Source organism: Bacillus sp. FSL R12-0074 (assembly GCF_038005725.1).
Classification (GTDB): domain Bacteria; phylum Bacillota; class Bacilli; order Bacillales; family Bacillaceae_G; genus Bacillus_A; species Bacillus_A mycoides.
The window spans coordinates 2,929,586-2,943,242 of sequence record NZ_JBBOTR010000001.1; the positions used below are offsets into that span (position 1 = coordinate 2,929,586).

Genomic DNA, 13,657 nt, shown 5'->3' on the forward strand with positions numbered 1-13,657 from the left:
TCCTCACATTCGCCGCTTATCAATCCATCTGCGCATCGTTCAATATCCCAATTATTTCACTTAACATTTCTTCTGTAAAAGCACCTGCGCTAAAGTTCACTAATGCTCGTAATGGCATATAGTTCAGCATAGCGTCCATCATTTCAGATGCATCACTATCCCCCTCAGTCATACTACCAAACGGACTGTCTTTTAATGCTTTTTCCATAAGCCCTTTTGCGATTGGTGCTAAGATTGGGTCCGTAAATATGTCCCCAAGTAACGTATTACGATGCACTGGTTTTTGAGTTATAGTCGTTGATTGAACATACATGCTATCATGTAAAACGATCTCTTTTGAAGACTTTCCTACTAAAATCTCAAATTCACCTGTTTCAACATGCCAGTCCTTTAATTCAACATTATAATAAGCAAATGATTTTTTATTTAAAGTAAAGCTAACCGTTTTTTCTTCTCCCGGTTGCAATTCTACTTTTTCAAATCCTTTTAGCTCTTTTTCAGGACGAGTCATGCTGCTTTCAACATCTTTTATATAAAGCTGAACAATTTCTTTCCCTGCTCTACTACCAGTATTTTTCACGTTCACACTGATAGAAACAGTGTCCGTATCCGTTATCTCTTTCTTATTTATTGAAAGATTACTATACTCAAAATTTGTATAGCTTAATCCAAAACCAAATGGGAACAACGATTCAATATTTTTCGCATCGTAGTAACGGTATCCGACGAACACACCTTCTTTGTATTCCACTTTGTCCCCTTCACCAGGGAAGTTTAAGTAAGAAGGGTTATCGCTTAACACTTTCGGAAATGTTTCCGCTAATTTCCCGCTTGGATTCGCATCACCAAATAATAAATCAGCAATCGCTCCGCCTAATGCTTGGCCACCTAAATAGCCTTCAAGTATTCCTTTTACTTTACCTATCCATGGCATTTCAATTGGAGCACCGTTACTTAAAACTACAACGATATTACTTTGAACTTCAGCGATAGCCTCAATTAATTGCACATGATTTTCTGGCATTTGTAAATGTTTTCGATCAAAACCTTCAGATTCATAACGATCTGGAAGTCCAACAAAAAGGACCGCTGTATCTGCTCGCTCTGCTATTTTTTTTGCTTCATTAACCATGCTTTCATTTACATCATCACTTGCAATGTCATAGCCTTGGGCAAATAATATGTTCGTTTTTTCACCTGATACCATTTCAATTTCTTCGAGAATACTTTCAAGATTTGTTGGATTAATATGAGAGCTTCCGCCACCTTGAAAACGTGGTTGCTTTGCAAATCCTCCAATTACTGCTACCGTTCCCTCTTTTTTCAGTGGAAGAATGGAATCTTCATTTTGTAACATAACCATACTTTCACTTGCAACTTCTCTTGCAAGCTGATGATGCGCGTCCTTACTATACACAGCGTTTTCTAATTGGTTATCATAAGCTTTAAAAATAATGTAAAGAAGACGCTCTGCCGCTTGATCAAGCTTTTCTACAGATAGCTTACCACAGTTAACTGCGTCGACAATTTTCTTCTCACCAATTCCAAAGCTTGAAGGCATTTCTAACTCCAAACCGTTAGCTAAACTTGCAACACGCTCATTTACTGCACCCCAATCAGAAACGACAAAACCTTCAAAGCCCCATTCATCTTTTAAAATATCATTTAACAAATAGTTATTTTCCGAAGCGTATTCACCATTCACTTTGTTGTAAGCGCTCATTACTGTCCAAGGCTGTGCTTCCTTAATAACATCTTCAAAGCTAGCAAGATAGATTTCACGCAATGTTCTTTCATCAACAATTGCATCTACTGACATTCTGCGATGCTCCTGATTATTAGCAGCGAAATGTTTTAATGACGTTCCAACCCCTTGACTTTGTACGCCTTTAACATGGTTTGCAGCCATTTGTGATGATAAATACGGGTCCTCTGAAAAATATTCAAAGTTTCTTCCGCATAGCGGCGAACGTTTTATATTTGCACCTGGTCCAAGGAGAACTCCTACATTTTCAGCCTGACATTCTTCTCCTAATGCAACTCCTACTTGTTTTATTAATTCTTTATTCCATGTACTTGCTAATCCTACTGCTGAAGGGAAACAAGTCGCTGGAATACTGTTATAAATCCCTAAGTGATCTGCTCCTTCTGCCTGTTTTCTAAGTCCGTGTGGTCCATCAGTTACCATAATTGAAGGAATTCCTAATCGCTCAATCCCTTTTGTATTCCAAAAGTCTAATCCAGAACATAGACTTGCCTTTTCTTCTAATGTCATTTGTGAAATGATTTTCTTAATATCCCTTTTCATGATAGCCCTCCTAAAAAATAATTAAGTAAACGCTTTCTTAATGTTATTATAGTTATTATTTTTTGGATATTATGGTATATTTTTTAGAATAATGGTAAAAATTTTAGCTGATTATATTTATGGTTATACCGTACTCTCTTTCGCTCTTATTTTAAAACCTTTGCTTAGGAGAGGATTTTAACTTGTACATATATAGGCTACTGTTTAAAGAATAGAGGTTAAAATAATGAATTGCTCCAAACTTGAAGATTTATATTATATTTGTAAGTTGGTCTTTGACATACATAAAACACCTATCTTTTTCATTGATAACAAAGGGGATTTGGCATTTGAAATCTCGCCCCATTTTCAGCATAACCCATTGTATTCTTCAAAAGAGGTGTTACTTAATCAAGTATTTAGAGAAAATCCTCCCTATACTTTTCCAGTACTTGAAGAGACTGCCTTTCTTGAAAACTTTTTCTCAATTAACTTACGTTTAAACGATCAACTTAGCGGGAATATCCTCGTTGGACCAGTCCTTTATTCCAGGTTATCAGAAACCTCAATTAAAGGAATCGTTAATGATCTTCAACTAAAAATAGACAAAGAGGAAATGATTCGCTATTATCAATCTCTCCCTGTTTTAAGCAATTTGCAATTTTTAAATATAAGCATGGTTCTTTATTACATGCTGTATCAACAAAAATTAGACATTGCTGATATTTTGCAAAAAAATATACTGTTAAAAAAGGATGATTTTGAAATTGAACAGCCCGCTATACATATATCGGAGCAACGTCAAAGTACACTAACTCATATCGATCCACTAGTTGAAAGGAAAATATTTGAGTGTATTAAAGAAGGAAAAAAGGATGATTTAATTAAAAATCTAAGAAAATTACCTGAATCAGGAGATCTTGGGGTGTTGTCAAAAACAAGCCACCTGCGAAGCCAGAAAAATTCTGCCATCGCAGCAATTACACTTGCGACAAGGTCGGCTATAGATGGCGGACTATTCCCTGAAATTGCATATACCCTCAGTGATTTATTAATTCAAAAACTCGAAGAAATAAAAAAAAGTGAAGCCATTTCCCCATTTTTAGAGAATGCTTTACTTGAGTTCTCAGAACAAGTTAAAAACGGGAAAATGCAAAAACATTTAAAGCCTATAAACATATGTCAAAATTATATATTTACTCATCTTTACGAAGATATTACACTATCCCATCTAGCAGAAATAGTCGCATTAAATCCTAGTTATCTATCTTCCCTTTTCAAAAAAGAGGTTGGAATTTCATTAGGCGAATATATTCAGCGCGCTAAGATAGATGAGTCAAAAAGCTTAATGACCTATACAAAACATTCTATATCAGAAATCTCCACACTATTAAATTTCCATGACCAAAGTTATTTTACAAAGGTCTTTAAAAAACATACTGGTATTTCACCTAAACAATTTAAAAATGGATACAGTTATTAGTTTAGAAAATTTCATCATACTTCCAATAATTGTTGTCCTTCGTTCTACCAATAGATTTATTTTGTTGCTTTACATTATTAATACATATCCTTTATAAAGCGAAAAAACATTAATTTTTAGTACATAAATTGAAATAGATTGATCCCAACATAAATTACATTCTTCATAACTTCTGATCATAATCCAAATTTGGAAGAATAGGGGCTTTTTTATATACAAATAATAAGCCTCAAGGAGTTGTTGACATGCATTTCATATTAAATATGTTAGGGATTTTCGTTGTAATATTAATCGTTTTCCTATGTTCGCCTAATAAAAGAAAAATAAAATGGAGACCAATCGTTATTCTAATCATATTGGAGCTTTTTATTACGTGGTTTATGTTAGGCACGAAATTAGGCAGTATTATCATTAATAAAATTGCGTCATTTTTCAGTTGGCTACTATCATGTGCGAATGAAGGTATTCGATTTGCATTTCCTTCAGCTATGGAAAATCAAACAGTTGATTTTTTCTTTAGCGCATTACTTCCTATCATTTTTGTTATCACTTTTTTTGATATCCTTTCTTATTTTGGAATCTTAACTTGGATTATTGATAAAGTAGGTGCAATGATTTCAAAGATTTCTCGTTTACCAAAGTTAGAAAGCTTCTTTTCCATTCAAATGATGTTTTTAGGAAATACGGAAGCACTTGCAGTTGTTCGTGATCAATTATCTGTGTTAAAAGAAAATCGTTTGTTGACTTTTGGAATTATGAGTATGAGTAGCGTCAGCGGATCCATTCTTGGTGCTTATCTATCAATGGTTCCAGCAACATATATTTTCAGCGCTATTCCTTTAAACTGTATTAACGCATTAATTTTAGCCAATGTTTTAAATCCTATTGAAGTTACTAAAGAAGAAGATGTTATTTATAAACCTTCAAAAAATGAAAAAAAAGATTTCTTTTCTACCATTTCTAACAGTATGTTAGTCGGGATGAACATGGTTATCGTTATTTTAGCTATGGTAATTGGATATGTAGCTTTAACAGCATGTTTAAATGGTATTTTGAGCTTTTTTGTAGCAGGGTTAACAATTCAAAAAATCTTCTCTATTATCTTTAGTCCCTTCGCTTTTTTACTTGGTTTATCAGGCAAAGATGCTATGTATGTAGCAGAATTAATGGGTATAAAAATCACAACAAATGAATTTGTTGCAATGATGGATTTAAAATCAAACCTAAAGTCTTTACAACCACATACAATTGCAGTTGCAACAACATTTCTAGCCTCTTTTGCAAACTTTAGTACAGTAGGTATGATTTATGGAACTTACAATTCATTATTTGGCGGAGAAAAATCATCAATAATCGGTAAAAATGTTTGGAAGCTTCTTGTTAGCGGAATGGCTGTTTCTTTATTAAGTGCTATGCTTGTAGGGCTTTTTGTGTGGTAAATGAATAATTGTAATAAGATGAAGACACTTAAACTGAATTGGGTGTCTTCATCTTATTACTTGTTCTTTTATAATTTTTATCTTCGAATTTGTCCATTTCCACGAATCACATATTTTGTGGAAGTTAATGCAGGAAGCCCCATTGGTCCCCTTACATGTAGTTTTTGCGTACTGATGCCAATTTCTGCGCCGAAGCCGAATTCAGATCCATCTGTAAAACGAGTCGATGCATTATGGTAGAGTGCTGCGGCATCAACAGATGTGAAAAACTTGCTGACATTTCCCTCGTTCTCTGTAATAATCGCTTCGGAATGCATGGATCCATACGTATTTATATGATGAATCGCTTCTTCCGCAGATGAAACCACTTTGACTGCTAGCGTGAGAGATAAAAACTCTGTTTCCCAGTCTTCTTCTGAAGCTAATGCAATAGAAGAATCAATTGCCAATGCTTTATTATCACCACGTAGCTCCACGCCTCTTTCCTTCAAGGAAGAAAACAGCTCGCTACCAAATTGCTGCGCCCAATTCTCATGAAGTATAATCGTTTCAATTGCATTACATACAGATGGACGCTGCGTTTTTGCGTTTATAATAATATCAATTGCCATTTTTTTATTTGCTGTTTCATCAATAAAAATATGACAATTCCCCGCACCTGTTTCAAGTACTGGAACAGATGCTTCTCTCACTACAGTATCTATTAACTGCTTGCCGCCTCTTGGGATAAGAACATCCAAGTACTCATTCAATGTAAACAACTGCTTTGCACTATCGCGCGTTGTATCTTCTATGAGCTGTACGCTTTCTGGAGGCAAACTTGTTTGTTTGAGCGCCCTGTGAATAACGCTAACGATGGCTTTGTTAGAATGAATAGCAGAAGAACTACCACGTAGTATTACTGCATTTCCTGTTTTTAAGCAAATTGTAGCAGCATCCACTGTCACATTCGGCCTTGCCTCGTAAATCATTCCGACAACACCAAGTGGTACGCGCATCTCCTGAATAGATAATCCATTTGGTCGTTCCCATGCACTAACACGCTCTCCAACAGGATCACGTAAATCAATTAACTGCTTAATTCCTTCAGTCATATCAATGATACGCTGTTCATTCAGCATAAGACGATCAAGGAGTGCCTCAGAAAATCCTTTTGTCTTCCCTTCTTCAATATCCCGTTTGTTTTCCTCTAAAATATAAGCTGTTTCTAATATCAGCTGATCAGCAATTACGGCAAGTGCTTCATTTTTTTGATCTGTATATTTAAGCACAAGTTCTTTAGCAACCTCTTTCGCCTTTTTCCCCTTTGCCAACACTTCATTCATTTTTATTTCCTCCTTTTTAAGGTTAATCAGTTTTTATTTGAGAACCATTTAACACCAGTATCTAAATCTTTCCTGACCATTAAAATTTGAGTGCTCTCTTTTCTTAAAATGAAACCCAGTGATCTCTATGGATGACTTCATAATTATGCCTTTCGCCTCTTGCTTGAATATCTTGGCTTTGCATACCTTTTAAATTCCTTAGTTCCTCTGCGCTATATGTGCATTGTCCTTTTCCTATTACGCGCCCTTGTTGCGTGATTACTTCCACGACTTCACCCACTTGGAAAAATCCTGACACATTTGTAACACCAGCAGGAAGAAGACTCTTACCATGCTGAATGATGGCAGAAGCTGCCCCCGCATCTACTTCAATTTGTCCGCTAACAAGCGAATGCAAGGCGATCCATTGCTTGTTCATCTTAATCACTTTTTGAGGAGCATTCCCGATATATGTTCCATCACCTTTGCCCTTCATAACATCTAAAAGCTTCTCCTGTCCACATCCCGTTCCGATAAATACACTCACTCCAAGAGATAGTGCCGTCTTTGCAGCATCGATTTTTGATTTCATACCGCCAGTCCCAAGTTTTGAACCAGCATCTCCTGCAAGAGAAGCAATTTCTTCCGTTACCTCAGGAAGGAAATGATATTTTTTCGCATCCGCATTTTTCTGAGGATTTTGGTCATATAAACCGTTCACATCTGTAAAAATCATGAGCATATCTGCCGAAACAAGTCCGCTTACTAAAGCTGACAGCATATCATTATCACCGAACGTCAGCTCTTCTAAAGAAATGGAATCATTTTCATTGATTATAGGAAGAGCAGAACGGTTTAGTAGCTCTCCTAAAGTAGCGTAAGCGTTACTGTATTGTTCTTTTCTAGAAAAATCACTTCTCGTTAGTAAAAGTTGTGCAGTAACGATACCATATTTACGGAATTCCTCCGTGTATGCCTGCATTAATAAACTTTGCCCGACAGCGGCAGCAGCCTGTTTCCCTTTAATTGTCACAGGTCTGCTAGGATACCCTAGAGCAGAAAAACCTGCAGCGACGGCCCCGGATGTAATTAGTAAAACTTCATGCCCTTCCTCTTTCAATCGTGCCAATGCGGCAACGTGATCTGAAAGTTGTTCTTTACAGATGCCTCCATGACTCGCTGCCAAGGAACTACTCCCAATCTTTACAATAATTCGTTGTTTTTTCACTTTTTTATCCCCCAAGTCTAAAATCAAAGTTTTAATAAATTACACTTTTATTTATACAGTTTGCTGCTATGTCTATCCTCATCAATGCTGCACCTATAGTACTAAAGGGCAAAATAAAAATGACCGCTTCGCCCTTAATAAAATAAAAAGGACGAAACGGTCATTGTTCCGCGGTACCACCTTAATTGATATACATAGATATCCACTTGGCGCCTATAACGCAGGCGTACGCCTAAACTTTCATTTAAGACTCAGGGATAGGTTCGATACATTCTATACGAGGAATCTTTCAGCCGGTGAATTCCACTCTCTTTCGCAAGAAGACATATGTACTAATTCCCTTCAACGATTTTCGGTTTAATTTTTTATATTATGCGATATAATTTGATTTGGTGTCAAGAAGTATTTTTAAAAATAAATAGAGCGGCAAGTTACTTGTATGAAATTATTACCCTACTGAATGAAAATACAAATCGATATAAGTTTAACTCATATTCATCAACATAAAACCTAAAATTAAAGTGTATATATTTGCATAATGTCGAATATAATTGATTTTCAACTTTTGGTGTTGCAAAAAGGAATATATTCTCTTAGAATGTTTCTTTATATTGCATGGAGATGTTATTGTTATTTTAAGATAACAATTTCAAAATGATATAATTTATTATAAAAGGAGCAAGATTGAGTTATTATGGATAAACAAATTGGATTCATCGGTTGCGGAAATATGGGAATGGCTATGATTGGTGGGATGCTAAACAAAAAGATAGTGTCTGCAGATAATATTCTTTGTTCGGATTTAAACACTACGAATTTAAAAAATGCTAGTGAAAAATATGGGCTAACTACAACTACTGACAACAATGAAGTAGCTAAAAATGCTGATATTTTAATTTTATCAATTAAACCAGACCTATATGCATCAATAATTAACGAAATAAAAGAAGTGATCAAAAACGATGTTATCGTCGTAACGATCGCTGCCGGGAAAAGCATTAAAAGTACTGAAGAGGCTTTTGCTAAAAAATTAAAGGTTGTAAGAGTAATGCCTAACACCCCTGCTCTTGTTGGAGAAGGAATGTCTGCGTTATGCCCTAATGAAATGGTGACAGAAAAAGATTTAGAAGATGTGCTAAACATTTTCAATAGCTTTGGTCAAACAGAGATCGTAAGCGAAAAATTAATGGACGTTGTAACATCTGTAAGTGGTTCGTCGCCAGCATACGTATATATGATTATAGAAGCGATGGCAGATGCAGCTGTATTAGATGGTATGCCTAGAAATCAAGCATATAAATTCGCTGCTCAAGCTGTGTTAGGCTCTGCAAAAATGGTACTAGAAACAGGCATACATCCAGGTGAATTGAAAGATATGGTTTGTTCTCCTGGCGGAACAACTATAGAAGCTGTAGCAACATTAGAGGAAAAAGGCTTACGAACAGCCATCATTTCAGCTATGCAGCGTTGTACGCAAAAGTCTGTTGAACTATCTAGGCAAACTAAAAAGTAATAAATTAGTGTAAAGAAACCCACTTTAAATACATTCACATATCTTTAAACAGTTTTAGACTATATACACATTTCATTTACATACTCCTCCTTTTTCACCAGTAACTGAACGGACAAATTCAAGGATAATTGAGTTTGTCCGTTTTGCATTTTATTATCCTAAAATAATCACCCTGTTCTTATTATCATTTATTTTATAGCGTAATACCCTTTTATTATTAAGGGAACATCATTTTCATATGTATTTGCTGCAGATTTTATCAAGTTTTAAATCATACGTTTCTTGTAAGACATGATACACACCAGATGAAATATACTCAGAGACTAAGCATAATATCTATTGAAAAAAGTAATATCAATCTCCTCAAATTGTTAACATAATATTTTTATCTTCCTCTAATATTAATTACTATTTCCTAATCCACCTCCATTACAATTTAAATCATTTAAGTTTTCTCCATATCGTGCATCTACTAGTTAAACAAAAACTCCCCTTAAATCGAAAATGATTAAGGGGAGTCAGTCATATTTGATGAAGTTATAGTTCTGATTTCACTGGAATAGAAACATTATTTTTCACTAAATTTTTAACTTCTTTAAAGCTAACAAAATTGTTGTTTTGCTCATCCCAAAGACGGAAACGGAGTGACCGCAAACTTGTAGCAAGAGTAATCGTTGGTACATTCTTTAAAGGAAGCGTATTATTGTGTGCCTCTTCTAGTTTATAATTAGGTACTCTTGGACTTAAATGGTGAACATGATGAAATCCAATATTACCAGTTAAAAATTGCAAGATTTTAGGTAGTTTATAAAAAGAACTTCCTTCCACTGCCGCTTTCACATATTCCCACTCTTTATCTTCTTCAAAATAAGAATCCTCGAATGTGTGCTGTACGTAAAACAGCCAAATACCTATTGAACCTGCTATTAAGAATATGGAACCATGTACTAAAAGAAACGATTGCCATCCGAGTGTCCAGCAAAGTAACCCTACTAAAGCAACGATTAAAACATTCGTCAAATAGGTATTCATGCGTTCCTTCTTTCTAGCACCTTTTCTGTTAAATCTATTTTTAAGTAGGAAAACATAAATCGGACCTAACCCAAACATAACCAATGGATTGCGATATAAACGATATGCTAAACGGAGTCTAAATGGCGCTGCCAAATATTCATTCACTGTAAGTGTCCAAATATCTCCTGTACCTCGCTTATCCAAATTACCACTTGTAGCGTGATGAACGGAATGCTCATGCCCCCATTGATCAAACGGGAATAAAGTTAAAACACCCATACATGTCCCTACTATTCTATTTACACGACGGCTTTTAAAGAAAGAATGATGGGTACAATCATGAAAAATAATGAAAACCCGTGTCATAAATCCCGCGGCTAACACAGCTGGAACTAATGCTAACCAATAAGAAACGGACAAACTTTTATAAGCAAGGTACCATAAGATAATAAATGGCACTACCGTATTGATGATTTGCCAAACACTTTTTTTTGCCGTTGATTTTTCAAAAGGAGCAACTTGTTTTTTTAAATTTTTAGTATTTTGTAAGGTCATTTTTTCTAATTCCTTTCCTTTATGTTGCTAATTTGTATTATAACACATTATTAGTAGTAGGTGTTATACGTAGGTATAATAAATATTTTATACTATGAAAATCTCTTTTTTCTTACTCATTCCTTACAAATTACTTACGTCCAGAATAGCTTCTATTATAGGATAGAAGGAGCATTTGTGCCGGAAATTTCGAAGTTTTTCCCAATAAATATATTAATTAAAAAGAAACACAGAATTTTTCCACTTCTGTACTGCCCCGTTTCCACAATCAGAAGTGAACTGTCCCATAAGTCAGTGTCACCGACTTTGATATGCTCCTCTTAGTTTCGTAATGTTCACTTGTTGCAATTGATTTTACCGGAACTGGATCTATTTCATGAAACTAATCAAATTACATTTCAAATAAAAAACTAGTCTATTTTGAAAACTTCCCTCACTTTTATTCTATATAAAATGTAAAAATTTAATGTCCGTTTATTTAATTTCAAATCTATGATATATTCAAAATATTAATCAAACAAAGTTAATAAAATGAAACTAAGGGAAATTTATGAAAAACACATTTTATATTCATACTAAAATCATATGTTTTTAGTATAGAAAGGAGATTCAAAATTTGAATAAGAATTTAACCAAAATTACATTAATAAGCGGTACCGCTCTTATACTTTATCATTTTTTCAAATGGTATTTAGTTGAATTCCTTACCCCATTTGTTATGCCATTTCTTTCAATAATAGTTCATGGATTGTTTTTTTTAATATTAATTTTCACAATCATATATCTCATTAAATACAAAAATTGGAAACCGTTAATTGTTCAACTAATCATAGTAATTACTTGGATATGTATACCATTTAATGAAATTTATATAAATTTAGATTTTATTATCTATAAAGAAGACCGTGAAAAAGTTATAGCACTTATAGAACATAAAGAGTTAACTCCTAATGTTCATTATGATAGTAGACAAATTCATTTACCTAAACAGTTTGCATCCACTTCCAAAAACGGTGGGGATGTAATTATTCAACAAAATAAAAATGGTATTTCTGTTTTCTTTTTTACTTATCGTGGTATATCAGATAATTTTTCAGGATTTATTTACACACCAAATGATACTAGACCAAACAAATACGACTTTAATAATGAATATAAAGAGATCACAAAAATAGAAAAAAACTGGTATTATGTCACATCATATTAAAGAACACAAAAATTTTCTTTTAATTATATTAAAAACATACCGTATTTATAGAAAGGGAATGCTTGTATACTATATACTGATCTGTACTGCATTCCCTAATTAGGCCCGACACGAATTCTTTTCGTATTAGCTCATTCAAGGTGAGGCAATTTTTTCACAAGCGATACATCTTTTTTATCATATACGTCGCTTTAACACCACTCAATATAGAGGTTGCTGTTTCAAATGACTCGAACCTTAACATAGGAGTAGCATCACACATCCATCACTTAAGAATTTTCTCGTTTTGGATTATTTGTTTTTCTCAGCTTGATTGTGACAGGGCACTGCCAACAAAAAGCGATTTTCGTACGCTAAGCGATCTTTTATATAAAAAAGCCGATTTCCTGTAATCTAAAGGATAATCGGCCGTGTTACTATTCATTTATTTGTAGTAGTTGAAGAAATTCTAAAGGTATAATCATATTAATTATTATCTATAAAACAATTCGCTTCTCAGTTTTAGAGTCGAAATAATGAACTTTATCCATATTCAAAACTAGATCTATATTAGATTGACTTTGCACATCTAAAGATGTGTCCACACGTGCAACAAAGGATTGTCCATTAATGTTAGAATATAGATATGTTTCTGCTCCCATTAATTCTGCTACATCAATCGGTACTGTTACTTTTGTGTTATATGGTAAATCCTCGATTTCTTTTCCATAATAAAAGTCTTCTGGACGTATTCCTATTATGATTTCTTTATTCGTATATCCCTTATTTCGCAAGCCTTTCCTCTTCTCTTCTGGCACTTCAATTTTCCACTTATCAATCATAACTGCATTATCTATTAATACTCCTTTGAAAAAATTCATTCCAGGAGAACCAATGAATCCTCCGACAAATACATTCTCTGGATTATCATACACTTCTTTCGGTGTACCGACTTGTTGTACAATCCCGTCTTTTAATACAACTAATCGCGTTGCCATCGTCATCGCTTCTATTTGATCGTGTGTAACATACACAGTTGTTGTTTCCAGCTGCTTGTGTAATTTTGTAATCTCAGCACGCATTTGAACGCGTAATTTCGCATCTAAGTTTGATAAAGGCTCGTCCATTAAAAATACTTTTGCATTTCGAACAATCGCTCGGCCTAAGGCAACACGCTGGCGCTGCCCACCTGAAAGTACTTTTGGCTTCCGGCTTAAATACTGCTCAAGTCCAAGAATTTTTGCTGCATGTTGCACACGCTGGTCAATTTCTTCTTTACTATACTTTCGTAGTTTTAATCCAAATGCCATGTTTTCATACACATTCATATGCGGATAAAGTGCATAGTTTTGAAATACCATTGCAATGTCTCTATCTTTCGGTGTAATATCATTTACACGTTTTCCGTCAATATAAAAATCGCCCTCTGAAATCTCCTCAAGTCCTGCAATCATACGTAATGTTGTAGATTTCCCACACCCTGAAGGGCCAACCAAAACGATAAATTCTCCATCATTTACTTCTAGGTTAAAATCTTTTACGATTGTCACATCATGATCATATTTTTTGTAAATGTTTTTGAATGATAGTTGAGCCATAATATCCTCCTAGAATTCGAGCTATATTTATAGATATTGTTAAAAATTAT

9 protein-coding genes and 1 other annotated feature are annotated in these 13,657 nt (G+C 34.4%); of the genes, 4 read left to right on the forward strand and 5 right to left on the reverse strand.

Annotated elements, in window-relative coordinates; all coding sequences use genetic code 11:
* Positions 1 to 19 precede the first annotated feature (19 nt).
* The gene (locus NSS97_RS15335; RefSeq protein ID WP_341113193.1) at positions 20 to 2,308 is read right to left on the reverse strand and encodes a glycoside hydrolase family 3 C-terminal domain-containing protein; all 2,289 of its coding nucleotides are present in this window, start codon (positions 2,306 to 2,308) and stop codon (positions 20 to 22) included.
* A 226-nt stretch (positions 2,309 to 2,534) separates the two neighbouring features.
* Between NSS97_RS15335 and NSS97_RS15340 the strand changes: the two genes are divergently transcribed.
* Both NSS97_RS15340 and NSS97_RS15345 read left to right on the forward strand, forming a co-directional pair.
* The gene (locus NSS97_RS15340; RefSeq protein WP_012261174.1) at positions 2,535 to 3,770 is read left to right on the forward strand and encodes a helix-turn-helix domain-containing protein; all 1,236 of its coding nucleotides are present in this window, start codon (positions 2,535 to 2,537) and stop codon (positions 3,768 to 3,770) included.
* A 245-nt stretch (positions 3,771 to 4,015) separates the two neighbouring features.
* Positions 4,016 to 5,209, forward strand: a complete 1,194-nt coding sequence (locus NSS97_RS15345; protein WP_107886710.1) for a nucleoside transporter C-terminal domain-containing protein — start codon at positions 4,016 to 4,018, stop codon at positions 5,207 to 5,209.
* Between the two features lie 77 nt (positions 5,210 to 5,286).
* Here the strand turns inward: NSS97_RS15345 and NSS97_RS15350 are convergent, their stop codons facing one another.
* Together NSS97_RS15350 and proB are read right to left on the reverse strand one after the other, a co-directional pair.
* Positions 5,287 to 6,534, reverse strand: coding sequence for a glutamate-5-semialdehyde dehydrogenase (locus NSS97_RS15350; protein WP_341113197.1), 1,248 nt, complete (start codon positions 6,532 to 6,534; stop codon positions 5,287 to 5,289).
* 103 nt (positions 6,535 to 6,637) lie between these two features.
* Positions 6,638 to 7,741 (reverse strand): glutamate 5-kinase, encoded by a 1,104-nt coding sequence (gene proB, locus NSS97_RS15355; protein WP_107886708.1) that lies wholly within the window; start codon positions 7,739 to 7,741, stop codon positions 6,638 to 6,640.
* A 144-nt stretch (positions 7,742 to 7,885) separates the two neighbouring features.
* Positions 7,886 to 8,096: a binding site (T-box leader), on the reverse strand.
* A 339-nt stretch (positions 8,097 to 8,435) separates the two neighbouring features.
* Between proB and proC the strand changes: the two genes are divergently transcribed.
* Positions 8,436 to 9,254, forward strand: a complete 819-nt coding sequence (gene proC / locus NSS97_RS15360; RefSeq protein ID WP_107886707.1) for a pyrroline-5-carboxylate reductase — start codon at positions 8,436 to 8,438, stop codon at positions 9,252 to 9,254.
* Positions 9,255 to 9,791: 537 nt separating this feature from the next.
* Here proC and NSS97_RS15365 read toward each other — a convergent pair.
* On the reverse strand, positions 9,792 to 10,823 hold the full coding sequence (locus NSS97_RS15365) for a fatty acid desaturase (RefSeq protein ID WP_002013512.1): 1,032 nt from the start codon (positions 10,821 to 10,823) through the stop codon (positions 9,792 to 9,794).
* A 616-nt stretch (positions 10,824 to 11,439) separates the two neighbouring features.
* Between NSS97_RS15365 and NSS97_RS15370 the strand changes: the two genes are divergently transcribed.
* Positions 11,440 to 12,030 (forward strand): hypothetical protein, encoded by a 591-nt coding sequence (locus NSS97_RS15370; RefSeq protein ID WP_341113203.1) that lies wholly within the window; start codon positions 11,440 to 11,442, stop codon positions 12,028 to 12,030.
* Positions 12,031 to 12,506: 476 nt separating this feature from the next.
* Here NSS97_RS15370 and NSS97_RS15375 read toward each other — a convergent pair whose 3' ends face one another.
* A complete protein-coding gene (locus NSS97_RS15375) occupies positions 12,507 to 13,607 on the reverse strand; it encodes an ABC transporter ATP-binding protein (protein WP_341113206.1) in 1,101 nt (366 codons plus the stop codon).
* Between the last annotated feature and the right edge of the window lie 50 nt (positions 13,608 to 13,657).

Bases quoted from the DNA above. Each gene is read 5' to 3' on its own strand.
- NSS97_RS15365 (WP_002013512.1), bottom strand. From the start codon at position 10,823: ATGACCTTACAAAATACTAAAAATTTAAAAAAACAAGTTGCTCCTTTT.
- NSS97_RS15375 (WP_341113206.1), bottom strand. From the start codon at position 13,607: ATGGCTCAACTATCATTCAAAAACATTTACAAAAAATATGATCATGAT.
- NSS97_RS15350 (WP_341113197.1), bottom strand. From the start codon at position 6,534: ATGAATGAAGTGTTGGCAAAGGGGAAAAAGGCGAAAGAGGTTGCTAAA.
- proC (WP_107886707.1), top strand. From the start codon at position 8,436: ATGGATAAACAAATTGGATTCATCGGTTGCGGAAATATGGGAATGGCT.
- NSS97_RS15345 (WP_107886710.1), top strand. From the start codon at position 4,016: ATGCATTTCATATTAAATATGTTAGGGATTTTCGTTGTAATATTAATC.
- NSS97_RS15340 (WP_012261174.1), top strand. From the start codon at position 2,535: ATGAATTGCTCCAAACTTGAAGATTTATATTATATTTGTAAGTTGGTC.
- NSS97_RS15335 (WP_341113193.1), bottom strand. From the start codon at position 2,308: ATGAAAAGGGATATTAAGAAAATCATTTCACAAATGACATTAGAAGAA.